The organism is Promicromonospora sp. NPDC057488, from assembly GCF_042802395.1.
In the GTDB taxonomy this organism is placed as follows: domain Bacteria; phylum Actinomycetota; class Actinomycetes; order Actinomycetales; family Cellulomonadaceae; genus Promicromonospora.
Map to the genome: position 1 here is coordinate 21,898 of NZ_JBHVEG010000034.1, position 23,068 is coordinate 44,965.

The window sequence follows — 23,068 nt, forward strand, 5'->3', positions numbered from 1 at the left end:
CGTCCCGCACTCAGTCGTTCTCGACCCTGCGCAGCCGGCCGGCCGTGTCCGGCCAGGGCACGTGCGTCGGCTCCAGCGGGACCAGGGCCTTGGCCAGGAACGCGTCGCGCAGCACGATGCCGGCGGGCGAGAGCTCGCTGATCGCCAGCTCGACCTCCGCGCCGTCGAGCAGCCAGTGCTCCGCGAGCTCGCGCAGGCCCCGATCGAGCACCAGCTCCTCGGCCGAGTGGTAGTCCTGCGCGTCCCCGACGGCGTGGCCGAGGCGGTTGCGCGGGATCACCTCGGCGTAGTCGTCGGTCACCGGCTCGAGGTAACCGACGGTCTCGCCGTCCTCCCGCGTGACCGCGAGCCAGGTGTCGACGGGGGCTGTCTCCGGCATCGTCATGGCCCGACCCTAGGGTCGGGCGCCGAGCCGGCGCCCGCTGTTTTCCTGGCCCGGCGGCCGCGGCGGCGACCTCAGCCCAGGTCGGACTTCCGGATCAGCCCGTGCACGCCGACCGTCCGGTCGACGACCTGCGAGACCGCGAAGTCGGCCGCCGCCGAGAGGTAGGCGTAGGCGACCGCCCGGTCCAGGCCGTGGTCGTGCTCCAGGAAGTCGAGCGCGTTCACGACGGCCCGGCGCATCGCGACGTCGAGGTCGCTGAGCTGGCCGTCAACCGCGCCGTCCGGGTCGGACAGCCCGATCGGGATCCACGCGTCCCGCGTCTCGGCGAACGGGTAGGAGTACGCGACCGAGGGCGCGTCGCCGGAGCCCGACTTGCAGACGGTGAGCCGGAACGTGCCGCGCAGTGAGCCCTCCATCGCGGTGAGTGCCACCTCGCCGTCGCCCATCGCCATGTGCGGGTCGCCGACGTAGAAGAGCGCGCCCTCCGCGCTGACCGGCAGGTAGAACGTGGAGCCGGCACCCAGGTGGCTGATGTCGATGTTGCCGCCGCCGAGCGTCGGGGGGATCGAGTTGGCCTCGGGCGCGGTCAGTCCCGTCGTCTCGGCGTAGGCGACGCCCATCATCCCGAAGAAGGTCTTGAGCGGGAACCGCACCCGTCCGCGGCCCGAACCCATGGTGGCCTGGTCGCCGCGCACCTGGGCGAACACGGACACGTTCCCGTACTCGGTCGGGATGCCGGAGCCGCGGCCGTCGGTCGCTACGGGCGGCATCACCTCGTCGAGCGTGATCCCCGCCGGGGCACCCGCGGCCGTCCGGGCGAGCGCCCCCTTGCCGTGCCGCGACGAGACCACGCCGTACGGCACGCGCGGCGTCGCCTCCAGCGTCTCGATCTTCAGCACGTCGCCCGGCTCGGCCCCCTCGACGAAGACCGGTCCGGTCACGATGTGCGGCCCGTCGACGTCGAAGTTGCGCGGCGCCCGGGAGTACCCGGCGGCGATCGCGGCGGCGTCCTCCAGCACCTCGCGGCGGTGGACGCCGTGCTCGGCGAAGTACGCGACCGGGTCGCGACCCTGGTCCTCGAGGATGCCCTCGTGGGACACGGCGTCGATGGTGACGGTCTGCCCGGAGCGCATCCGGGTCACGGCGTCGGCGTGCACCGACGGGACGTAGCCCCACAGGACGTCGTCGACGTCCGAGCCCAGGTAGACGTCGCCGCGGATGCGGCCCCGGCCGGGCTGCAGGACCCCGGAGTACCGCCCCGAGCCCTGACCGGCGCCCGCGCCCCGGCCCGTCGACAGCGTCGCGCCTGCGGCCGGCACCGCCGATCCGGCGGCCAGCGCCGAACCCGCCCCCACGCCCAGCGCTGCCTGCAGGAACCGCCGTCGGCCCAGCGCCGCGACCAGGGTCTCGGCTGCGGTTCGTCCGTCTCGGTGTCCGCGAAGTGTCACGGGTCCACGCTCCTTCGGTCTGGGGCGCGGTCGGGCACCGCGCGGTCCCGACGGTAGGAAGCGGAGATTTCGCCCGGATGTGCCGGTCGTTACGAGGCGCTACGCGCTGCGCCCGGCGATCGACCATGCAGCTGCTGCCAGCGAGAGTCCGAGACTGGCAGCAACTGCATGGTCGGCAGATCGGTGGCCGGCGCGGCCAGGCTGGACCCGGCCGCGACAGAGCACCCCGGCCGCGCGCCGGAGACCGAGCGTCAGTCGAAGTAGCGCACCACGTCGACCGGGCCGCCCTGCGCGGCGAACTCCTCGTGCACGGCGGCGCGCAGCCCGGCGTCGGACAGGTAGTCCAGGGCCGTCGCCGCGAGGCCGGCGGCGCTGTCCACGGCGGCCGAGACCGCCGCGGGCGTCGCCGCGGCGGCCGCGAACTCGGCAGTATGCAGCGCGACGTCGGGCGCGGAGACCTGTACGAGCGGGTGGATGCCGGGGATGCGGAACGAGACGTTGCCGAAGTCGGTGGACGCCGCGAGCGTCTCCGAGAGCACGCCTGCCGGCAGCGGGTCGCGTCCGCGGCGCCGCTGGGCCGCGACCCAGCGGCCGGTCAGCGCCTCGTTCGTGCGCACCGGGAGGCTCGGGTGGGCGCCGTCGTCCCAGGTGATCTCGACCTCGGTGCCGGTCATCAGGGCCGCGCCGCGGGCGATGTCGTCGAGGCGGCGCGAGAGGTCGCGCAGGGTGTCCGGGTACTTGGACCGCGCGTACAGGTGCACCACCGCCCGCTCGGTGATGATGCTCGGCCGGGTGCCACCCTCGGCGATCGTCGCGTGCACCCGGTCCACCGGCGGCATCTGCTGCCGCAGCAGGCCGATGCCCTGGTATGCGAGCGTGGCGGCGTCGAGCGCGTTCCGGCCCATGTACGGCTGGGCCGAGGCGTGCGCGGGGCGCCCCGTGAACGTCCAGGTCAGCAGGCGCCGGCCGAGCCAGACCTGGTCGGCGACGTCGAGCCCGTACGGGTGCACCATGATCGCGGCGTCGATCCCCTCCAGCGCGCCGTTGCGCGCCAGCACCTCCTTGCCGGAGTGCCCCTCCTCGGCGGGCGTGCCGAGCAGCACGACGCGCCCGGCCGGGACGGCGGCATCGCCCGAGGTCAGCACGTGGTGCAGCGCGAGAAACGCGCCGACGCCGGACGCCGCGATGACGTTGTGGCCGCAGGCGTGGCCGATGCCGGGCAGCGCGTCGTACTCCGCGCAGATCGCGATCGTGGGGCCGCCGGCGTCGCCGACCTCGGCCCGGAACGCCGTCGGCACCCCGTGCGCGCCCAGCTCCGCCTCGACGCCGTGCCGCGCCAGCACCTCCACCAGGGTCGCGGCGCTGCGGTGCTCCTCGAACGCCGGCTCGGGGTGCTCGTGCAGCCGCCGGACGATCTCCGCGAGGTCCGGCTCGAGCTCTTCCGCCACCCGTTCGACGACAGCGGCCAGCTCGGCGGGCGCACCGCGGTCGGCCTCCGGCCTGGCGGGTGCGGCACCCGCCAGGGCGGCCCGCCGTCCCGCGGTCTCGGCGACCAGGTGGTCCAGATAGGCGGTGCTGGGCGGGGTGGGGCGGCTCATGCGGTCCATCGTATGGAAAGCGTTACACGACCGAAAAATCACCCTTTACATTACGGCCCTAGGCTGCCTGACCACCGCAGACCCGAGGGAGACCGCTGTGAGCAACGCTGCTTCGCCCGTCCGACCGTCCCGCACGGACAGGTTCCTGGGTGCCGTCGAACGGCTCGGCAACCGGCTGCCCGAACCGTTCACGCTCTTCCTGATCCTGTTCCTGGTGATCGCGCTCGTCTCCACGTTCATGGCGCTCGCCGGCGTGACCGTGCAGGTACCGGGCGCCGAGGAGGTCACGGAGATCCAGGGCCTGTTCACGCCCGAGGGCATGACGTGGTTCACCCAGAACATCGGCGCCAACTACATCGGCTTCCCGCCCCTGCTCACGGTGCTGACCATCTGGCTCGCCGTCGGCGTGGCGGAGAAGACGGGCCTGCTCGCCGCGGGCGTCCGCGCCGTCTTCGGCTCGGCGCCCCGCTGGGCGCTGCCGTACGCCGTGGGGTTCGTGGGCGTGATGGGTTCCGTCATGTCCGACAGCGCGTTCATCGTCATCCCGCCGCTCGCCGCTCTCGTGTTCCGGGCGGCGGGCCGCCATCCCGTGGCGGGTCTGCTCGGCGGGTTCGCGGCGGCCGGCGCCGGCTACTCCACGAACATCGCCGTGACCAGCCTGGACGCGCTGTTCGCCGGCATCACCACGGCGGTCACCGAGATCCTGCCGAACCCCGGCGACCCCGTGAACCCGCTGTCCAACTGGTACTTCAACGTGGTCGCGGCGGTCGTGCTCTCCGTGCTCGCCGGGTTCCTCATCGACCGGGTCCTCGAGCCGCGCCTGGTCCGCCAGGGCGTCCCCGTCGAGGAGGCGGGCCTCGCCGGCACGGTGGTGCCCGACGACGAACCGGCCGTCACCGCCGACCTGACGGCGACCGAGCGGCGTGGTCTGGCGTTCGCGACCGGCTCCCTGCTGCTGGTCGCCGCGGTGCTCACCGCCGCGTTCGTGCTGCCCGGTTCCCCCTGGCGCAACGAGGACGGCGGGTTCCTGCCCGAGTCACCGCTGCTCGGCTCGATCACCTTCGTCATCTTCGTGCTGTTCATGGTGCCCGGCGTGGTCTACGGCGTCGTGACCCGGTCGGTGACCTCGATGAAGGACGTGCCGCGGCTGCTGGAGCAGTCCGTCAAGGACATGGCAGGATTCCTGGTCCTCGCGTTCGTGCTGGGCCAGTTCATCGCGCTGTTCAACTGGTCCGGCGTGGGCCAGTGGATCGCCGTGGCGGGCGCCGAGGGCCTGGAGTCGAGCGGCCTGACCGGCTACGGCGCGATCATCGGCTTCCTGGCGCTCGCCTCCGTGCTGAACCTGTTCATCATCTCGGGCTCGTCGCTCTGGACCATCATGGCGGCCGTGTTCGTGCCGATGTTCGCGCTCATCGGCTACGAGCCCGGTTTCGTGCAGGCCGCGTTCCGGGTGGGCGACTCCGCGACGCAGATCATCACGCCCCTGAACCCGTACATGATCGTGCTGCTCACGTTCCTGCGGCGCTGGGAGCCGAAGGCCGGCCTGGGCACCGTGATCGCGCGGCTGCTGCCGTTCACCGTGGCCTTCTGGCTGGTGTGGGCGGCGATCCTGTCCGTGTTCTTCTTCCTCGACCTGCCGATCGGGCCGGGCAACGGGATCTTCCTGGACTGACTAGTCCAGGTAGTCCTTCACCAGCTGCTCCGCCAGGCCCGTGTACGTCGCGGGGGTCAGGGCGGCGAGGCGTGCGGCGACATCGTCGGGCAGGCCCAGGCCCGCCACGAACTCGCGCATGCGCGCGCCGTCGACCCGCTGGCCACGCGTGAGGTCCTTGAGGCGCTCGTACGGGTTCTCCATGCCGGGCACGCCCGCGACCGAGGCCGCGCGCATGGCGGACTGGACGGGCTCGCCCAGCACCTCCCAGTTGGCGTCGAGGTCCTCGCGCAGGAGGGTCTCGTTCACGGCCAGGCGGTCCAGGCCGCGCGCCACGTTGTCGATCGCGAGCAGGCTGTGCCCGAACGCCGGGCCGATGTTGCGCTGCGTCGTGGAGTCGGTGAGGTCGCGCTGCAGGCGGCTCGTCACGAGCGTGGCCGAGAGCGTGTCCAGCAGCGAGCAGGAGATCTCGAGATTGGCCTCGGCGTTCTCGAACCGGATCGGGTTCACCTTGTGCGGCATCGTGGACGAGCCCGTGGCACCCTCAACCGGGATCTGCGTGAAGAACCCGAGCGAGATGTACGTCCACACGTCCGTCGCGAGGTTGTGCAGGATCCGGTTGAACCGGGCGACGTCGGCGTAGACCTCGGCCTGCCAGTCGTGCGACTCGATCTGCGTGGTCAGCGGGTTCCAGTCCAGCCCGAGACCCTCGACGAACGCCTTCGAGACGGCGGGCCAGTCGGCCGACGGGACGGCGACCGTGTGCGCGCCGTAGGTGCCTGTGGCGCCGTTCAGCTTGCCCAGGAACTCGGCGCCGTCGACGCGGCGGAGCTGACGGCGCAGGCGGTGCGCCAGCACGGCGAGCTCCTTGCCCAGCGTGGACGGCGTCGCGGGCTGGCCGTGCGTCCGCGACAGCAGCGGCGCCGCGGCGTGCTCGCGCGCCATGTCCGCGAGCTGGTCGACGACGGCGGTCGCGGCCGGCAGCCAGACCTCACGCACCGCGCCCCGCACCATCAGGGCGTACGACAGGTTGTTGATGTCCTCGCTGGTGCAGGCGAAGTGCACCAGCTCGCTCGCGGCGGGGAGGCTGGTCTCGCCGAGCGCCTCCGGGGCGGCCGCGATGCGGCGCTTGATGAAGTACTCGACCGCCTTCACGTCGTGCACGGTCTCGCGCTCGATCTCGGCCAGCTCGGCGATCTCGACCGCGCCGAACGTCGCGGGGATCGCGCGCAGGTACTCGATCTCGCCCTGCGTCAGGGTGGGCGCACCGGGGACGACGGGCGCGGCGACGCCCTCCGCGCCGTTGCACAGCGTGATCAGCCACTCCACCTCGACGTGGATGCGCTCGCGGTTCAGCGCGGCCTCGCTCAGGTGGTCCACGAGCGGTGCGACGGCCTTGCGGTACCGGCCGTCCAGGGGGCCGAGCGCGATGGCGGGGCTCACCTCCGCGAGCGTGACGCGGGCGGCTGGGCTGGGCGTGGTGGTCTCAGGCACGTGCTCCATTCTCCCACGGGCACGTCCCGCTCCGGGTTGGTTGTCCACAGGCCCTGAAAGGCGGACGACACGCACATTTCACCGGGGGTGATCCTCCGGAAACAGCCAGGCCGTCCACGCAACACGGCTGTCACAGGGGATCCAGAACGATGTCCAACCATGGATACAACGCAGGATCCGGTGCTGCAGGAGCCCGGGACGCAGGGCGGTCGCCGCCTGACGGCGCGCGTTCGGGTGTACGAGGCGCTGCGTGGAGAGCTGCTCTCCACGGCGGTGTCGCCGTTCACCCGCTACACCGAGGAGAACGTCGCCGAGCGGTTCGGGGTGTCCCGCACCCCGGTGCGGGACGCGCTGGCGCGGCTGGAGGCCGACGGGCTCCTGGTGAAGCGGGACGGCGGGCTCTTCCGCTACACCCCCACCGTCACCGAGTTCACCGACCTCTACGAGCTGCGCGTGCTGCTGGAGACGTGCGGGCTGGACCGGGCCATCGACGACCCGACGATCCGCCACGACACGGGCGCGATCGAGGCCGAGCTCGTCGTGTGGCAGGAGCGGTCCGACGCCGGGATCCTGCCCGACGCCGGGTTCGTCACCGCCGACGAGCAGTTCCACACCGTGCTGCTGGGCGCCGCGGGCAACGCCGAGCTGGTCGGGGCGCTGCAGCGGGTCAACCGCCGGATCCGGCCGGTGCGCATGCACGACTACCTCACCCAGGACCGGGTCAACGCCACGATCAGCGAGCACATCGCGATCGGCGAGCTGGTCCTGTCCGGCAGCCTGCGGCAGGCCCGCGACGCGCTGCGCACGCACGTGGGGCAGTCCCAGTCGATCGTCCGCGCGCGGGCGGCCCGGGCCATGCACCTCATGCAGCTCGCCCCCTGACGTCGTCCCGTCACCCCGCCGCACCCCCATCCCGCTCCCGACCCGGAGGAGACCCCGCATGCCCCGAACGAGCCCGCTGGACGCGGTCCAGGCCGCCTACGCCCGGATCCGGTCCGCCGAGCCCGGCCACGTCTGGATCCACCTGCGTGCCGAGGACGACGCCCTGGCCGACGCCGGCGACGTCGCCGCCCGCACGGCGGCCGGCGCGGACCTCCCGCTCGCGGGTCTCGTGTTCGCGGTGAAGGACAACATCGACGTGGCGGGCCTGCCGACCACGGCGGCGCACCCGGAGTTCGCGTTCGTACCGGCGGCGAGTGCTCCGGTGGTCGAGCGCCTGCGGGCCGCGGGTGCGGTGGTGGTCGGCAAGACCAACCTGGACCAGTTCGCCACCGGCCTGGTCGGCACGCGCAGCCCCTACGGGCCGGTCGCGAGCGCCGTCGAGCCGGACCGCGTCGCGGGCGGGTCGAGCTCCGGTTCGGGCGCCGCGGTCGGCCTCGGCCTGGTCGACTTCGCGCTCGGCACCGACACGGCGGGGTCGGGGCGCGTCCCGGCGGCGTTCAACGGCGTCGTCGGGCTGAAGCCCACGGTCGGGCTCCTGCCCTCCGACGGCGTGGTCCCGGCGTGCCCGTCCTACGACACCGTGTCCGTCTTCGCCGCCGACGTCGCCCTCGCGGCCCGCGTCCTCGCCGTCTGCGCCACCCCACCCACCGATCACGTGTCAGACGCACAGGTCACCGGAGGGATCTGTGCGTCTGACACCCCGGACGCGCGCCCCTGGCCCGCCGACGCGCCGCAGGGCGCACCGGCGCACCCGGTCGTGGCGGTCCCGCGCGACGAGGACCTGACCACGCTCTCGCCGGCCGTGAGGGCCGCCTTCGATGCCGCCGTCGAGCGGGTGGAGCGCGACGGCGCCACGGTGCGGCGCGTCGACCTCACCCCGTTCCTGGCCGCGGGCCGCCTGCTCTACGACGGCGGACTGGTCGCGGAGCGCGCCTGGTCCTACGGGGAGTTCCTCGCCGCCCACCCGGACAGCGCCGACCCGTCGGTCGCGGCCATCGCCGCCGCGGCGCTCGACGTCGCCGGCACGCGGGTGGTCGCCGACCAGCAGCGGCTCGCCGGGCTCACCCGCGAGGGCCGCCGGCTCCTGCGCGGCACCGACGCCCTCCTCGTCCCGACGGCCCCGATCCACCCGACCTTCGTCGAGGTCGCCGCCGACCCGATCGGCGTGAACTCGACGGTCGGCACCTTCACCAACTTCGTGAACCTCATGGACCTGGCCGCCGTTGCCGTCCCCGCGGGCCGGGTCGAGGGCGAGGGGCTGTTCGGCGTCTCGTTCGTGGTGCCGGCCTTCCACGACCAGGTGGCCGCCGACCTCGCCGCGCGCTTCGTGGGCGAGGGCGAGGCGGCGCCGCTGCTGGGCGCCCCGGGGGTCGACGTCGCGGTGTTCGGCGCGCACCTGCGCGGGGAGCCGCTGAACGCGCAGCTCGACGCGCTCGGCGCCCGGTACCTGCGGGACGTCGCCACGGCCCCGGACTTCCGCATGCTGCTGGTCGAGGGCGCCGTCGACCGCCCCGCCGTCGTCCGCGGTGAGCCGGGCGCCGCTGTCCCGGGCGAGCTGTGGCGGCTCTCGCCGGCCGCCCTCTCGCGGCTGCTGACCTCGATCGCCGCACCGCTGGCCCTCGGCCCGGTCGAACTGTCCGACGGCTCGACCGTCGTCGGCTTCACCGGGGCGCCGGGCGGCACCGAACCCGACATCACCCACCTGGGCGGGTGGCGCGCCTACCGGACCCGCGCCGTCACCCCTGCCTGACCCCACGCGACCAACCCCACGAGGAGACCCTGATGACCCTGACGACCCTGACCAAGCCCGTCCTCGCCGCCGTCGGAGCCGCCGCCCTGGCCCTCGGCCTGACCGCCTGCTCCACGGCCGCCGCCGACGGCGCGGCGGACGGCACGGTGACGATCGGGACGCTGCGCGGGCAGCCGCACCTGTTCACGCCCTACTTCTACGAGGACTTCGCCCCCGAGGGCGTCGAGTTCGAGATCGTCCTGTTCGACACCTCGTCGGACATCAAGAACGCGATCGTCTCCGGCTCGGTCGACTTCGGTGTCACCGGCGCCGCGTCGGTCATCACCGGCGTCTCCCAGCAGCAGGACGTGACAATCGTCGCGTCGTCCGCCGACGGCGGCACCCGGATCGTCGCCTCGCCCGAGATCGAGACCCCCGACGACCTGGTGGGCGCCAAGGTCGGGTACCCCATGGGCGCCACCCAGGAGATCCTGCTCAAGGAGACCCTGGAGTCCCTGGGGATCGACCCGGCGGAGGACGTCGAGCTGGTCAACCTCCCGTTCGCCGAGATGGCGGGCGCCTACGGGTCGGGCCAGATCGACGCGTTCATCTCGGCCGAGGTGGGGCCCTCGATCGCGATGCAGGAGGACGCGCACGAGCTGACCTCGCCCTACGAGACCGGCATCGGACGCACCAACATCGTGCTGGCCACCAAGGCCTCCCTGGCCGAGGAGGACCCCGACCTGGTGCAGGAGGTGGTCGACACCCACGCGCAGGCCACGGAGTACCTGGCGGAGCACACCGACGAGTGGGCGGACCGCATGGTCGAGGAGTTCGCCGTCGACCGCCCCGTCGTCGAGACGGCGATCGAGAACACCTGGCCGCGCTGGGAGATCGACGCCGACTACGAGGCGACGCTGCAGGCCATGAACGACGAGATGGTCGCCTTCGACCAGGTGTCGGACGCCGCGGACGCCGGGGCGCTGACCGACACCACGTTCGTCGACGCCGTGGACGTGCCGTGAGCGCCCCGGCGCGGCCCTGCGTCCGCGTCGCGTGGGGCTCCTGGCTGCTCGCGCTGCCGGTGCCCGTGCTCGGCCTGCTGCTGTGGCACGCGGGCGTCCAGGGGGCGTGGGTGCTGCCGTTCGGCATCCAGATGACGTTCCTGCCCGAGCCGGCGGACGTCGGCCTGCGGCTCGTGGACCTCGCCGTCGGCGGCGTCTACGACGACTCGTTCAGCGGCACGCTGTGGACGCACCTGGGCGCGTCGGCGGCGCGGGTGCTGCAGGGATTCCTGCTGGCCGTCGTCGTGGCGGTGCCGCTGGGCGTGCTGATGGGCCGGTCCCGGCTGGTCTTCCGGATGCTCGACCCGACGGTCAACCTCGTGCGGCCGATCCCGGTCACGGCGTGGGCGCCGCTCACCCTGCTGATCATCGGGTTCGGGGACCGCTCGACCGTCTTCCTGGTGTTCCTGGCCGCGGTGTTCCCGATCCTGCTCAACACGATCAGCGGCGTCCGGCAGGTCTCGGGGCGGCTCCTGGAGGCGGCCTCGATGCTCGGCACGCCGCCCGCGCAGGCGCTGTACAAGGTGGTCATCCCCGCGGCGACGCCGAGCATCGTCGGGGGCATGCGGATCGCCATGGGCCTGGCCTGGGTGATCCTCGTCGTCGGCGAGACCGTGGGCATCGACACCGGCCTCGGCGCCATGATCACGCAGGCCCGGGAGCAGTCGCGCACCGACCTGATCATCGTCGGGATGATCGTGATCGGCCTGGCCGGCTTCGCCGCGGACCGCCTGCTCGGGCTGCTCTTCCGCGTGCTCTTCGGCCGCCGTCCGATCCTGAGATGACGGTCCGGACCATGGCTCGCGCAACCACTGAACTGACGACCGGACCGACGGAGGGACGAGCATGGTGAAGATCGGCCGCATCCGGGAGAACCTCCCGGCGGACATCGTCATGAAGGGCCTCGGCAAGCAGTACCCGGGCACCGCCACCGCCGCCGTGGAGGGGGTGGACGTCACGGTCGCCGCGGGGGAGGTGCTGTGCATCGTGGGCGCGTCGGGCTGCGGCAAGTCGACCGTCCTGCGCATGGTGGCGGGATTCGAGGAGGTCACCTCCGGCACGCTGTCGGTCGCGACGGAGCCGGTCTCCGGCCCAGGTCCCGACCGCGGCGTCGTGTTCCAGGACTACGGCCTGTTCCCCTGGCTCACGGTCGCCGAGAACATCGCCTACGGCCCCCGCCAGGCCCGGCTGCAGCGCCCGGTCGTCGCGGAGCGCACCGAACAGGCGCTGGAGGCCGTGGGCCTCACGAGGGTGTCGGGCTCCTTCCCGCACCAGCTCTCCGGCGGCATGCAGCAGCGCGTGGCGATCGCCCGGGTGCTCGCGAACAAGCCCTCGGTGCTGCTGATGGACGAGCCGTTCGGCGCCCTCGACGCGCTCACCCGCGTGGAGATGCAGCACGAGCTGCAGCGCATCCAGCGGGCGGCCGGCATCACGGTGCTGTTCGTGACGCACAGCATCGAGGAGGCCGTCTACCTGGGCGACCGCGTGATGGTCATGGCGGGCGGGACGGCGCACGGCATGCCGGGCCACGTGCGCGAGATCGTGGACGTCGACCTGCCGCCGGACCGGGACGCCTCGTCGCCCGAGTTCAACGCGATCGAGCGGCACGTGGACGGGCTGGTCCACGCGGGACACGCCGTGCGTTCGTAAGGGCTCGCCCGGCGGGTGGACCGACCCTCCCGACGGCGTCCCGGGGGCGCGAGCGCGACCACACGAGGCCGTTTCGGGTGTTCGTGCACAGGCGGGTCTGGTTGCCCGACGCCGGACCGGCTGCCCGGCCTAACGTCTCCGGAGGACATGACCGGGAGGCCGAGGGAGTGCGAGCGCCGATGGAGAGAGAGCGTCTGAACGGGGCACGTCTGAGCGGGGTTCGGCCGTGAGCGGCAGGGATCCGTCGTGCGCGCCGGGCGGCGGGCCGGCCCTGGAGAGCGCGCTGCCAGGGCTCGCCCGGGCCGCGGACCTGGTGGACCGCGCGTCCGCCGGGGTGCGGGCCGCCGCCGAGGTCGAGTGGTCCGCGCGAGCGGCAGAGCTGTACCGGATGGCGCTCGACGACGTGGGGCGCGCCCTGGCGCACGACCGGGCCCTGCTCGACGAGGCCCTGCTGCTGGCCCGCGGCGGATGGCCGCGATGACCGGGGAGATGCGGTGGCCCCTGGACACCGTCACGGTGTTCGGCGGGCGCGGCACCTCTGCGGTCGAGTCGGACTCCGTGCGGCGGGTTGCCACGGTGCTGGCCCGCGCCGCGGACGACCTGCGGGCGGCGGCTCTGCACTGCCTGGGAGCGAACCGGGACCTCGTGGGCGTGCCGGCCGGGAGCTGGGTGGCGGGACCTACCTCCGGGACGCTCGCTCCCGCGGCGCTCGCGCTGGACGAGGCGGCGCGAGCCGCGGCGCGCGGCCTCGGCGAGCGGGCCGACCTGTGCGACCTGCTCGGCTGGCGGCTGCTGCGCGCGGCCGGCCTCTACGAGGAGGCGGAGTCCACCGCACGACGCCTGCTCGGCGGGCTGGTCACGGCGGGGACGTTCGGCATCGGGGCGGCGGCCGGTGTCCTGGGCTGGGCGGGCCTCGCGGGCCTCGGTCTCGTCGGTGGCGGGGAGGTCGCGGGCCGGCTGGCCGGGGGAGCGTTCGCCGGTGGCCTTCCCGCACCCGTGGCCCGGTGGGCCGGGGCCGAGGCGACGCGCGGCCTGGCGCCGTACTCGGACGAGGTGTTCGCCGGACTGGGCGGCGGCGTCGCGCTGACCCGACCCGGGCTGGTCCAGGGCCGCCAGGGCGTGGCCGGCGGGGCCGGTGCGCTCGCGCACGTGGCCCGCGAGGTCCCCGCGCTCGGCAACGCTGACGCCGGGATCCGGCTCACGCGGCTCGGTCCCGAGGACTTCGCGGCTGGCGCGCTGCCGGCGTGGTCCGGCCGCGGGGCGGCGTCGGTGCAGGAGGCGCTGGCACGGATCGACGACCTCTACCCGGGCGCCGGCGGAGCCCCCGAGGCCACGATCGCGGTCCAGCGGGTGACGGGGCCGGACGGCGCGGTGTCCTGGACGGTGCTGGTCCCCGGCACGCAGTCGGCCCTGCCCGCCGACCACCCCTGGGACGGGCGCACCGACCTCGAGCTGATGGCGGGCGAGGCCGACGGCGCCACCGTGGCGATCGAGCGGGCGCTCGCCGACTCCGGCGTCGGGCCCGACGAGCCCGTCACCCTCGTGGGCCACAGCCTCGGCGGCATCGCGGCCACCGCACTGGTGTCGCGGGCGGCCTTCGCCGAGCGCTACCGGGTGGGCGGGCTGGTCACCGCCGGTGCGCCGACCGGGCTGCTGACCACCCCGCCCGGCGTCCCGGTGCTGCACCTGGAGACCCCGGAGGAGCTGGTCTCGCAGACCGACGGCCGGACCGCCGCGGAGAACCCCCGCACACGGGACCGCGTCACGGTCGTGCGGTCGCTGCGGGACTCGGCAGCCGCGGTCGACCGGGCGGCGTCGGGCAGCCTGCCGCAGGCGCACGCTGTCTCAACGCATGTCCGGACCCTGGACCTCGCCGTCGCGTCCGGCGACCCACGGGTGACCGGCACGGCCGACCGGATCGGCGCACGTCTGGACGGGCCGGCCGCGAGCACCGTGTTCTACCGCGCGGAACGGACCGGGTCGTGACCCGGGACGGATCAGTCCGAGATCCGCTTGGGCAGCAGCGCCAGCAGGATGGTCTGCACCACGGAGATCACGATCGCCGCCAGCACGTACCACCAGAAGCCGCCGTTCACCTCCAGGCCCCAGTTGGGGGTGTCCGAGAACCACGACTGGTTCGTGATGAGCGTGGTGATCCACAGCATCAGCGCGTTGATCAGCACCGACACCAGGCCGAGGGTCAGGATGTAGAGCGGGAGCGAGATGAGCTGGACGATCGGCTTCACGATCATGTGGACCAGGCCGTAGACGACGGCGACCACGATCACGGCGAGAATCGTGCCGAGCGTGGTGCCGTCGCTCACGACGTCCATGTGGGAGCCGAGGATCAGGGCCGACAGCCCGATCGCGAGTGCGGTGATGAGGATGCTGGCCACGAGCTTCATCCGGTCATCGTGGCATGCTGACCCTCGTGGAAGAAGCATTCGTACCGCTCCGCGCGGCCGTGTCGGCCCTCCCCGCCTACGTTCCCGGCGCCCGCGTCGCCGCCGGTGCCCGGGCCTGGAAGCTCTCGTCCAACGAGAACCCGTATCCGCCGCTGCCGTCCGTGCTGGACGCGATCGCGCGCGGCGCGACCGAGGTGAACCGCTACCCCGACATGTACGCCGGCGAGCTCGTCGAGGCGCTCGCGGCCCACACCGGAGTGGCCCCGGAGAACGTCGTGGTCGGCAACGGCTCGGTCGCCGTGCTCGCGCACGTGCTGCAGGCCGTCGTGGAGCACGGGGACGAGGTCGTGTTCCCGTGGCGCTCCTTCGAGGCGTACCCGATCGCCGTGGCGGTCGCGGGCGGCAAGGCCGTCATGGTCCCGGTCGCGGAGGGCACGGGCCGGCTCGACCTGCCCGCGATGGCGGCGGCCGTCACGCCCGCGACCCGCGTGGTGCTGGTCTGCACGCCGAACAACCCGACCGGCCCCGCGGTGCACGCCGCCGAGCTGGAGACGTTCCTCGCGGCCGTGCCCCGGGACGTGCTGGTCGTCGTGGACGAGGCCTACCTGGAGTTCGTGCGCGACCCCGAGGTGCCCGACGGCGTCGACCTGCTGCGCCGGCACCCGAACGTGGTGCTGCTGCGCACCCTGTCCAAGGCCTACGGGCTGGCGGGCCTCCGGGTGGGCTACGCCGTCGCCGAGCCCCGGCTCGCCGCGGGCATCCGCGCGGTCTCCACGCCGTTCGGCGTCTCGCACCTGGCGCAGGTCGCCGCGCTGGCCTCGCTCGCGCCCGCCGCGCAGAGCGAGCTGCTGGAGCGCGTCGACGCGCTGGTCACCGAGCGCACGCGCGTCACCGGGTCCCTGCGGGAGCAGGGCTGGGACCTCCCGGACACGCAGGCGAACTTCGTCTGGTTCGGGCTGGGCGAGCCGACGGCGCAGCGGGCCGCCGAGGCGAGCGCCGCCGGCGTCCTGGTGCGGCCCTTCGCGGGCGACGGGCTCCGCGTGAGCATCGGCGAGACCGAGGCGAACGACGCGTTCCTCCGGATCGCGGCGACCTGGCGCTGACGGACGGACCCTGACGGACGGCGCTGACCCGGCTCAGCCGATCAGCGCGTCCGCCAGCACGCGGTCCCGGGCGGTCCAGGCGGGCGCGGCGCCCACCAGGGAGTCGAGCCGCTCCAGCCGGCGGGCCGAGTCGGCGTCGGCCGGGGTGAGCGCGACGATGCGCTCGCCCCGGTCGCGGTCCAGCCACAGGCTCTGGAAGACCGTGTCGACCCTGCCCACCCGGGAGGACAGGTAGCGGCGCAGCTGTCCGGCCCGGTCGCCCCGCACCTCGTGCTCGTCCCAGTACCGCACAAACTCGGGCGAGTGCTCGCGCAGGCCGCCCAGCAGCCCGCTCCACCTCGGGTGCTGCCGGAACTCGGCCTCCCGGGCGCGCAGCCGTCCGGCGAGATCGCGGAGCACCACCTCGGGTTCCACCAGGCTGTCGCGCCACTCGTCGTTCATGAACAGGAGCCAGGCGCAGTTCCGGTCGGCGGGATCGACCGAGTCGAGGTCGCCGAACAGGAACCGGTAGGTGCGGTTGGCCGCGACGAGGTCGTACGTCGCGGTCTGGATGGCGGCGGGAAAGGGCAGCAGCCGCTCCAGCAGCGCGATGTGCTCCGGGCGTACCTCCATGAGCGGGTTCGGCGCGTCGGCCCCGGTGTCTGCCGCCCGGCCGGCCAGGATCATGAGGTGTCGCCGCTCCTCGGGACGCAGGCGGAGCGTCCGCGCGACGGCGTCGAGCACCTGGTCCGACGGGTTGGGCGCCCGCCCCTGCTCGAGCCACGTGTACCAGGTGACGCCCACCCCGGCGAGCTGCGCCACCTCCTCGCGGCGCAGCCCAGGGGTCCGGCGCCGGCCGGCCTGCGGCAGCCCGACGTCGGCCGGGGTCACGCGGCCGCGGCGCTCCCGCAGGAAGGCCCCGAGCGCCTTGTGGTCCGGTGCGGTACTCGTCACCGAACCAGTGTCACCCCGCGGGCCGCGGGCAACCAGGTGGTGTCAGTACCCGTATGAACAGGCTCCTGGTACCAGGATGTCGAACGGCGCACGGTCGGGGGTATGACGACATCCCTCCGCACGGCGGTCGAACCCGCCGCGCTGCCGGCTCACCCGGGAGTCCCGGCCCGCCCGCTCCCCGCCGCGGCACCGGCACCGGCACCGGCGTCGGCCCTGACCGCGGGCGGCCTCGCCGTCCTGCTGCTCGCCTTCCTGCCCGTGAACTTCACGTTCGGCGCGGTGAACCTGCTGGTCCCCGCGATCGTGGCGGACCTGGGTGCCGGCCCGTCCGGTGGGGCGCTCGTGCTGTCCGCCTACACCACCACCTTCGCCGCCGGTCTGGTGGTCTCCGGACGGCTGGGTGACCGCTACGGCCGCCGGCGGCTGCTCCGGACCGGGCTGATCGCCTTCGGGGCGCTGGCCGTCCTGACCGGGCTGGCCCAGGACGTGGTCTCCCTCGTGGCCCTGCGCGCGGCCCTGGGCCTGGCCGCCGGGCTGTTCACGCCCCAGGTGCTCACGAGCATCCAGGCCACGGCGCCCGACCGGCTCCGCACCCGCGGGATCATCCTGTTCACGGCGGCCGGCGCGATCGCCTCGATCGCCGGCCAGGTCGTGGCGGGCGCGACGACCGTCGTGCTGCCGGGGCACCTGGCCTGGCGCGCGGTCCAGGTGATCACCGGTCTCATCGCCCTGCTGGCGCTGCCCGGCCTGCGCGCCGTCCCGGAGTCCCGCTCGCCGGCGCCGCTCGGGCTCGACCTGCGGGGCGCGGCCCTGCTCGGGGGCGGGCTGGTGGCCCTGGTCGTACCCCTGACCCTCGGCCCGACGGCGGGGTGGCCGGCCTGGTCGCTCGTCCTCCTGGCCGTCGCCGCGGTCACCCTCACGGCCTTCGGCCTCGCGCAGCGCGCCACGGAGCGACGGGGCGGGCTGCCCGTGGCGCCGCCGAGCGTGCTGCGGGTCCCGGTGGTGCGGATCGGCCTGACCATGACCCTGCTGTTCTTCGTCTCCTACGGCGCGTTCCTCTACGAGGTCTCGGAGTACTCGCAGACCGCCTGGGGCGCCGACGGCTGGGACGTCGCGATGCTGACGCTCGGCTTCGGCGGCGGGTTCTTCATCGCCGCGCTGCTGCTGCCGGGAGTCCTGCGCCGGGTGGGGCCGCGGATCATGGTCTACGCCGCCTCCGTGCAGGGAGCGGCACTGCTCGCCATCGCCCTCGTCATCGGGCTCGACGACGGCGGGAGCGCGCCGCTGGCGCTGCAGCCGCTGCTCGTCGGGCTCGGTGCCGCGCAGGCGTTCATGTACGGGCCGGCGCTGCAGACGGTGCTCTCGCGCACCCCGGTCTGGGCGGCCGGCGTCGCGGGCGGGCTGCTGACCACGCTGCAGCAGCTCGGGATCGGGCTGGGCGTCGCGCTGCTGGGCGGCCTCTTCCACGCCGTGGCCGGCCTGGCGGGCGGAGCCGCCGGCGGGACGGCCGCGGCGGACGCCACCGGGACGGGGTCGGGCCTGACCGTCGGCCTCGTCGCCGCCCTGACCGTCCAGGCCGGCTGCGCCGTAGTGTTCGCCCTGCTGGCGCACCGCGTCGCGCACCACAGCGCCGCGGGCTGACCCGGGTCAGCCCGCCAGGCAGCGCGCGATGTGGGCCCGGGTCGCCGCGGCGGCCCGGGCGTCGACGTCCTGGTCGCCGGGATAGTCGGCGTGCCCCGCCGGCAGGGTCTCCAGCTCCAGCGCGGGGCACGCGGAACCGCCCGCCCGGGCCGCGGCGGCCGCCGCCACGGCATTCGCCACGGCGAACTGCCCGGGCGGCGGCACCGCCGCGTCCCACAGGGCGCACTCGCAGCGCACGGGGACGCGCAGGTACCCGGCCGCCGTCGACGTGTCGAAGTAGCGCAGCACGTCCCGCGCCTCCGGGTGCTCGGCGACGTACCGGCGCACGGCCTCCCCGCTGCCGGTGCACTCCAGGCCGAGCCGCACGTCGTACTGCCCGAAGCTCGGCACCACGAAGGTCGCACCCACGAACCGGCGGTCCCAGGGCACGGCCAGCGCCCCGATCCCGCCGAAGCTCGCGCCCACGTAGTAGAGCGGCAGGTCCCCGGCGATCTCGACGAGGGCGTCGGCCGCGTGCCACAGGTCGACGGCGCAGCGGCCCAGGGAGTAGGTCTGCACCGACTCGATGCCGTGCACCACGTGCTCGGCCGCGTTGTCCGGGGCGCCCACACCGACGTTGAGCGCGCCGAGACCGCGTGCCACGGGGAAGACGACGGCGGCGTCGTCGGGCACCCGGGCGAAGTCCGGCGCGTCCCGGCCGCCGTACCCGTGGCTGTGCACGACGCCGACCCGGGCGGCGCCGTCCGACGGCAGGGCCAGCCAGCCGCGCAGCCGCAGCCCGCCCGCGCCCGCGTGCTCCACCTCGTAGAGGTCGTGCGCGCCGTCGCGGCCGAGCGACGTCAGCCGCGGCTCGGTGCGTACCGCGCGGGATGCCGCGAACCAGCCGGTCCACAGCTCGGCGAAGCCGGCGGGGGCCGGGACCGGTGGCACGGCGAGCAGGGACTCCCGGTCGTACCCGTAGGTGCCGTCGATCGGGGCGTCGGGAAACCAGCCGGCGTAGGGCTCGGGCAGGGGCATCGGACCAGTATCGGGTCGGTGCCCGGCGAGACGCGGACGCCGCGCGGAGGGTGTGCTGGCCCCGTCCCCGAGACCCGGTCGCACCCTTGGTGGGTTTCGACAAACGCTCCCCGGAGAGATTGGGGGACATCGCGGCAGACCAACCTACGGAGCCGTAGCCTACGCTTGCGTAGGCTACGAGAGCGTAGGTTGCGGATCGGCCAAATTTCCGGCTGGACCCGTGCCAGGATGGAAAGGTCCCCGGAACGGGCCGGGCGTCTCCGCATCAGCGGGCGCTCGCCGCCCGCAGGTGAAGGAGGAAAGTGTGACTACCACCAACGGCTCCAACGAGGCGATCCCGACGTTGCAGCTACTCGATCCCCAAGGGCGCCGCGTCACGACACGCGGCACCAAGGGCTATCGCGACCGCGCCGCCGCCCTGACCACGGAAGACCTCCGTGGCATGTACCGCGACATGGTCCTGACTCGTCGTTTCGACGACGAGGCGACCTCGCTCCAGCGGCAGGGCGAGCTCGCCCTGTTCGCGCCTGCTCGTGGCCAGGAGGCCGCGCAGGTCGGCAGCGCCTACGCGCTGCGGACGCAGGACTACGTCTTCCCGTCCTACCGGGAGCACGGCGTGCTGCACGTCCGCGGGCTGGACCCTGTCGACCGGCTGCGGTTCTTCCGCGGTTCGGACCACGGTGGCTGGAACCCGACCGAGCACAACACGGCCGTCTACACGATCGTGATCGGCGCCCACGCGCTGCACGCCGTCGGCTACGCCATGGGCGTCCAGCGGGACGCCACCCCGCACGACAAGCACGACGGCACCGCCGTGATCACCTACTTCGGTGACGGCGCCACCTCGCAGGGCGACGTCAACGAGGCCATGGTCTACGCGGCGGTGAACGAGGCCCCGGTCGTGTTCTTCCTGCAGAACAACCAGTGGGCCATCTCCGAGCCCACCACCCGGCAGACGAAGACGCCGCTGTACCGGCGCGGCGAGGCGTTCGGCATGCCCAGCCTGCGGGTCGACGGCAACGACGTGCTCGCGGTGTACGCCGCCACCCAGGAGGCGCTCGAGCGGGCCCGCAACGGCGAGGGCCCGAGCTTCATCGAGGCGTTCACCTACCGCATGGGCGCGCACACCACGTCGGACGACCCGACGCGCTACCGCACCAGCGACCAGGAGGAGGAGTGGCGGCGTCGCGACCCGATCGACCGCCTCGCCGCCCTGCTGCGCGCCGAGGGCGGGCTCGACGACGACTTCGAGGCCGAGATCAAGGCCGCGGGGGACGAGCTGGGCGCGAAGCTGCGCACCGGTGTCCGCGCCCTCGACGGCGGCCCGGCCGTCTCCAGCACCTTCGACGACGTGTACGCCACGCCGCACGGCGTCGTCGCCGCAGAACGGGCCTGGTACGAGGCCTACGACGCCGGTGACCCGCCGGCCCCCCAGTACGCGATCGCGGAGTCGGCCCAGGGAGGCGCACGATGACAACCATGGCGGAACGAACGCAGACCACATCAGGTGGCGCCACGGAGGCGCCGTCGGGCATCCAGACGCTGTCGCTGGGCAAGGCGATCAACGAGGGCCTGCGCGCCGCGATGCGGCGCGACGACAAGGTCATGCTCATGGGTGAGGACATCGGCCCCCTGGGCGGCGTCTTCCGCGTGACCGACGGCCTGCAGGCCGAGTTCGGCGAGCAGCGCGTGGTGGACACGCCCCTGGCGGAGTCCGGCATCGTCGGCACCGCCATCGGCCTGGCCATGCGCGGCTACCGGCCGGTCTGCGAGATCCAGTTCGACGGGTTCGTCTTCCCGGCGTTCAACCAGATCACCACGCAGCTCTCCAAGATCCACAACCGCACGCGCGGTGCGGTGCAGATGCCCGTCGTCATCCGGATCCCGTACGGCGGCGGCATCGGCGGCGTCGAGCACCACGGCGAGAGCCCGGAGGCGCTGTTCGCGCACACCGCGGGTCTGCGCGTGGTCTCGCCGAGCACCCCGCAGGACGCCTACACGATGATCCAGGAGGCCATCGCCTCCCCGGACCCCGTGATCTACTTCGAGCCGAAGAGCCGCTACTGGGGCAAGGGGCCGGTCGACCTGGGCGCGCCCGTCGGCACCGACACGCTCAACGCCGCCCAGGTGGTCCGCCAGGGCACCGACGTCACGCTCGTCGCGTACGGCCCGTCGACGGTGACGGCGCTCAAGACCGCCGACGCCCTCGCGGAGGAGGGCCGGTCCGCCGAGGTGATCGACCTGCGCGCCATCTCGCCGATCGACACCGCGGCCGTGGTCGCCAGCGTCCGCAAGACGGGCCGCTGCGTGGTCATCCACGAGGCGCCCGTGTTCTTCGGCGCCGGCGCCGAGATCGCGGCGCGGGTCACGGAGGAGTGCTTCTACGCGCTGGAGGCACCCGTGCTCCGCGTGGGCGGCTTCCACACCCCGTACCCCGTGGCCAAGCACGAGCACGAGTACCTGCCGAGCGTGGACCGTGTGCTCGACGCCGTCGACCGTGCCTTCGCGCACTGACCCAGGAGTGAACCGAGAGTGAGTTCGAACATCCAGCGGTTCCCGCTCCCTGACGTCGGTGAGGGCCTCACCGAGGCCGAGATCGTCGAGTGGCAGGTCGCCGTCGGCGACACCGTCGAGATCAACCAGACGATCGTCGAGATCGAGACGGCCAAGTCGCTCGTCGACCTGCCGTCGCCCTGGAACGGGACCGTCTCCGCGCTCCTCGTCGAGTCGGGCACCACCGTCGACGTCGGCACCCCGATCATCGAGATCACGGTGTCCGACGGCGCCGGTGCGCCCGCCCCGGCGTCGAACGGCACCGCGGCCGCACCGGAGGCACCCGCCGCCGCGGACGAGACCTCCGGGTCGGTGCTCGTCGGCTACGGCACCGCCGAGGCCAAGGCGAGCGGACGTCGTCGCCGGCACCAGGCGGCTGGGGCCGCCCCGGCCGCGGCCGTGACCGCCCCGCCCGCCCCGGCTCCGGCCCCCGCCCCGGTGGTGGCCCCGCTCGCACCGGCGCCTGCCCCTGTGGCGGCCCCGCCGTCGGACACCGGGACGACGACGGCAGCACGCGCCCGCGTGCTGGCCAAGCCGCCCGTCCGCAAGCTCGCCAAGGACCTGGGGGTGGACCTCGCCGGGGTGCACGCGTCGGGTCCCGGCGGCATCGTGACGCGCGAGGACGTGGTGGCCCACGCCGAGCGGTCGTCGGTGCAGAAGCTGACCAGCTACCCGGACGACGAGCCGTGGCTCGCCAAGGGCGTCGTCTCGCCGGACGGGCGCCAGACGCGCGTGCCGGTGCGGTCCGTGCGCAAGCGCACGGCCGAGGCCATGGTGGCCAGCGCCTTCACCGCGCCGCACGTGACGGTGCTGCACACCGTCGACGTCACCAAGACGATGAAGCTCGTGGCCGCGCTCAGGGAGGACCGCGACTTCACGGACGTCAAGGTGACGCCCCTGCTGGTGGCGGCCAAGGCGGTGCTGCTCGCCGTGAAGCGGCACCCGCAGATCAACGCCTCGTGGGACGACGCGGCCCAGGAGATCGTCTACAAGCACTACGTGAACCTGGGCATCGCCGCGGCCACCCCGCGGGGGCTCGTGGTGCCGAACATCAAGGACGCGCACACGCTCGACCTGCTCGGCATCGCCAAGGCGCTCGCGGGGCTGACGGCGACCGCGCGGGCCGGGCGCACGTCGGTCACCGACATGTCCGACGGCACCATCACCATCACCAACCTGGGTGTCTTCGGGATCGACACGGGTACGCCGATCCTCAACCCGGGGGAGTCGGGCATCCTCGCCTTCGGCGCGATCCGCAAGCAGCCGTGGGTGCACAAGGGCAAGGTGAAGCCGCGCTGGGTCACCACCCTGAGCTTCAGCTTCGACCACCGGCTGGCCGACGGCGAGCTGGGTGCGCGGTTCCTGTCCGACGTCGCGCGCGTGCTCGAGGAGCCGGCGCGCGGCCTCGTCTGGAGCTGATCCCGGGCAAGGCCCCGTAGAACGTGTCAGACCCCC

At 73.7% G+C, this 23,068-nt stretch carries 20 protein-coding genes; 13 read left to right on the forward strand and 7 right to left on the reverse strand.

Annotation, left to right across the window (positions count from 1 at the left end):
- Positions 1-10 precede the first annotated feature (10 nt).
- The 3 genes from ACFU5G_RS09740 to ACFU5G_RS09750 all read right to left on the reverse strand — a co-directional run bounded on the left by ACFU5G_RS09740 (position 11) and on the right by ACFU5G_RS09750 (position 3,440).
- Positions 11-385 carry a hypothetical protein gene (locus ACFU5G_RS09740; RefSeq protein WP_377243106.1) on the reverse strand — a complete coding sequence of 125 codons (375 nt, stop codon included), beginning with the start codon at positions 383-385 and terminating at the stop codon, positions 11-13.
- A 71-nt stretch (positions 386-456) separates the two neighbouring features.
- Positions 457-1,833 carry an acetamidase/formamidase family protein gene (locus ACFU5G_RS09745; RefSeq protein WP_377243108.1) on the reverse strand — a complete coding sequence of 459 codons (1,377 nt, stop codon included), beginning with the start codon at positions 1,831-1,833 and terminating at the stop codon, positions 457-459.
- 251 nt (positions 1,834-2,084) lie between these two features.
- A complete protein-coding gene (locus ACFU5G_RS09750) occupies positions 2,085-3,440 on the reverse strand; it encodes a M20 family metallopeptidase (protein ID WP_377243110.1) in 1,356 nt (451 codons plus the stop codon).
- An 88-nt stretch (positions 3,441-3,528) separates the two neighbouring features.
- Between ACFU5G_RS09750 and ACFU5G_RS09755 the strand changes: the two genes are divergently transcribed.
- Complete coding sequence (locus ACFU5G_RS09755) at positions 3,529-5,103, forward strand: AbgT family transporter (RefSeq protein ID WP_377243112.1); 1,575 nt, start codon at positions 3,529-3,531, stop codon at positions 5,101-5,103.
- On the opposite strand, the gene purB is transcribed toward ACFU5G_RS09755, so the two are convergent.
- Positions 5,104-6,585, reverse strand: a complete 1,482-nt coding sequence (purB, locus tag ACFU5G_RS09760) for an adenylosuccinate lyase (RefSeq protein WP_377243114.1) — start codon at positions 6,583-6,585, stop codon at positions 5,104-5,106.
- Between the two features lie 150 nt (positions 6,586-6,735).
- Here purB and ACFU5G_RS09765 point away from each other — a divergent pair, with 150 nt between their 5' ends.
- From ACFU5G_RS09765 to ACFU5G_RS09795, 7 genes are all read left to right on the forward strand, one after another.
- Positions 6,736-7,458: a GntR family transcriptional regulator gene (locus ACFU5G_RS09765; RefSeq protein ID WP_377243116.1), complete on the forward strand. Its 723-nt coding sequence runs from the start codon at positions 6,736-6,738 to the stop codon at positions 7,456-7,458.
- Between the two features lie 58 nt (positions 7,459-7,516).
- On the forward strand, positions 7,517-9,268 hold the full coding sequence (gene atzF, locus ACFU5G_RS09770; RefSeq protein ID WP_377243118.1) for an allophanate hydrolase: 1,752 nt from the start codon (positions 7,517-7,519) through the stop codon (positions 9,266-9,268).
- 32 nt (positions 9,269-9,300) lie between these two features.
- Entirely contained in the window at positions 9,301-10,272 is a 972-nt protein-coding gene (locus ACFU5G_RS09775) for an ABC transporter substrate-binding protein (protein WP_377243120.1), read from the forward strand.
- Positions 10,269-11,096: an ABC transporter permease gene (locus ACFU5G_RS09780; protein WP_377243122.1), complete on the forward strand. Its 828-nt coding sequence runs from the start codon at positions 10,269-10,271 to the stop codon at positions 11,094-11,096. The genes ACFU5G_RS09775 and ACFU5G_RS09780 overlap by 4 nt, the downstream gene beginning before the upstream one ends.
- 61 nt (positions 11,097-11,157) lie before the next feature.
- Positions 11,158-11,961, forward strand: coding sequence for an ABC transporter ATP-binding protein (locus tag ACFU5G_RS09785; protein WP_377243124.1), 804 nt, complete (start codon positions 11,158-11,160; stop codon positions 11,959-11,961).
- A gap of 226 nt (positions 11,962-12,187) precedes the next feature.
- On the forward strand, positions 12,188-12,442 hold the full coding sequence (locus tag ACFU5G_RS09790) for a hypothetical protein (RefSeq protein WP_377243126.1): 255 nt from the start codon (positions 12,188-12,190) through the stop codon (positions 12,440-12,442).
- The gene (locus ACFU5G_RS09795; RefSeq protein ID WP_377243128.1) at positions 12,439-13,947 is read left to right on the forward strand and encodes a hypothetical protein; all 1,509 of its coding nucleotides are present in this window, start codon (positions 12,439-12,441) and stop codon (positions 13,945-13,947) included. The genes ACFU5G_RS09790 and ACFU5G_RS09795 overlap by 4 nt, the downstream gene beginning before the upstream one ends.
- 11 nt (positions 13,948-13,958) lie before the next feature.
- Here the strand turns inward: ACFU5G_RS09795 and ACFU5G_RS09800 are convergent, their stop codons facing one another.
- Entirely contained in the window at positions 13,959-14,366 is a 408-nt protein-coding gene (locus ACFU5G_RS09800) for a phage holin family protein (RefSeq protein WP_036969726.1), read from the reverse strand.
- Positions 14,367-14,380: 14 nt separating this feature from the next.
- Here ACFU5G_RS09800 and hisC point away from each other — a divergent pair, with 14 nt between their 5' ends.
- The gene (gene hisC, locus ACFU5G_RS09805; protein ID WP_377243130.1) at positions 14,381-15,469 is read left to right on the forward strand and encodes a histidinol-phosphate transaminase; all 1,089 of its coding nucleotides are present in this window, start codon (positions 14,381-14,383) and stop codon (positions 15,467-15,469) included.
- A gap of 33 nt (positions 15,470-15,502) precedes the next feature.
- On the opposite strand, the gene ACFU5G_RS09810 is transcribed toward hisC, so the two are convergent.
- Positions 15,503-16,402: a helix-turn-helix transcriptional regulator gene (locus ACFU5G_RS09810; RefSeq protein WP_377243132.1), complete on the reverse strand. Its 900-nt coding sequence runs from the start codon at positions 16,400-16,402 to the stop codon at positions 15,503-15,505.
- A gap of 102 nt (positions 16,403-16,504) precedes the next feature.
- Here ACFU5G_RS09810 and ACFU5G_RS09815 point away from each other — a divergent pair, with 102 nt between their 5' ends.
- The gene (locus tag ACFU5G_RS09815) at positions 16,505-18,043 is read left to right on the forward strand and encodes an MFS transporter (RefSeq protein ID WP_377243134.1); all 1,539 of its coding nucleotides are present in this window, start codon (positions 16,505-16,507) and stop codon (positions 18,041-18,043) included.
- Between the two features lie 6 nt (positions 18,044-18,049).
- On the opposite strand, the gene ACFU5G_RS09820 is transcribed toward ACFU5G_RS09815, so the two are convergent.
- A complete protein-coding gene (locus ACFU5G_RS09820) occupies positions 18,050-19,060 on the reverse strand; it encodes an acetylxylan esterase (protein WP_377243136.1) in 1,011 nt (336 codons plus the stop codon).
- Between the two features lie 304 nt (positions 19,061-19,364).
- On the opposite strand from ACFU5G_RS09820, the gene pdhA reads away from it, so the two are divergent.
- From pdhA to ACFU5G_RS09835, 3 genes are read left to right on the forward strand one after another with little or no spacing between them, the layout of a single operon-like run.
- Positions 19,365-20,534, forward strand: coding sequence for a pyruvate dehydrogenase (acetyl-transferring) E1 component subunit alpha (gene pdhA, locus ACFU5G_RS09825; protein WP_377243138.1), 1,170 nt, complete (start codon positions 19,365-19,367; stop codon positions 20,532-20,534).
- 5 nt (positions 20,535-20,539) lie between these two features.
- Positions 20,540-21,574, forward strand: a complete 1,035-nt coding sequence (locus ACFU5G_RS09830; RefSeq protein WP_377243140.1) for an alpha-ketoacid dehydrogenase subunit beta — start codon at positions 20,540-20,542, stop codon at positions 21,572-21,574.
- 18 nt (positions 21,575-21,592) lie between these two features.
- Positions 21,593-23,032, forward strand: coding sequence for a dihydrolipoamide acetyltransferase family protein (locus tag ACFU5G_RS09835; RefSeq protein ID WP_377243142.1), 1,440 nt, complete (start codon positions 21,593-21,595; stop codon positions 23,030-23,032).
- Positions 23,033-23,068 lie beyond the last annotated feature (36 nt).

Bases quoted from the DNA above. Each gene is read 5' to 3' on its own strand.
- ACFU5G_RS09740 (WP_377243106.1), bottom strand. From the start codon at position 385: ATGACGATGCCGGAGACAGCCCCCGTCGACACCTGGCTCGCGGTCACG.
- ACFU5G_RS09750 (WP_377243110.1), bottom strand. From the start codon at position 3,440: ATGGACCGCATGAGCCGCCCCACCCCGCCCAGCACCGCCTATCTGGAC.
- purB (WP_377243114.1), bottom strand. From the start codon at position 6,585: ATGGAGCACGTGCCTGAGACCACCACGCCCAGCCCAGCCGCCCGCGTC.
- ACFU5G_RS09765 (WP_377243116.1), top strand. From the start codon at position 6,736: ATGGATACAACGCAGGATCCGGTGCTGCAGGAGCCCGGGACGCAGGGC.
- atzF (WP_377243118.1), top strand. From the start codon at position 7,517: ATGCCCCGAACGAGCCCGCTGGACGCGGTCCAGGCCGCCTACGCCCGG.
- ACFU5G_RS09775 (WP_377243120.1), top strand. From the start codon at position 9,301: ATGACCCTGACGACCCTGACCAAGCCCGTCCTCGCCGCCGTCGGAGCC.
- ACFU5G_RS09785 (WP_377243124.1), top strand. From the start codon at position 11,158: ATGGTGAAGATCGGCCGCATCCGGGAGAACCTCCCGGCGGACATCGTC.
- ACFU5G_RS09795 (WP_377243128.1), top strand. From the start codon at position 12,439: ATGACCGGGGAGATGCGGTGGCCCCTGGACACCGTCACGGTGTTCGGC.
- ACFU5G_RS09800 (WP_036969726.1), bottom strand. From the start codon at position 14,366: ATGAAGCTCGTGGCCAGCATCCTCATCACCGCACTCGCGATCGGGCTG.
- hisC (WP_377243130.1), top strand. From the start codon at position 14,381: ATGCTGACCCTCGTGGAAGAAGCATTCGTACCGCTCCGCGCGGCCGTG.
- ACFU5G_RS09815 (WP_377243134.1), top strand. From the start codon at position 16,505: ATGACGACATCCCTCCGCACGGCGGTCGAACCCGCCGCGCTGCCGGCT.
- ACFU5G_RS09820 (WP_377243136.1), bottom strand. From the start codon at position 19,060: ATGCCCCTGCCCGAGCCCTACGCCGGCTGGTTTCCCGACGCCCCGATC.
- ACFU5G_RS09830 (WP_377243140.1), top strand. From the start codon at position 20,540: ATGGCGGAACGAACGCAGACCACATCAGGTGGCGCCACGGAGGCGCCG.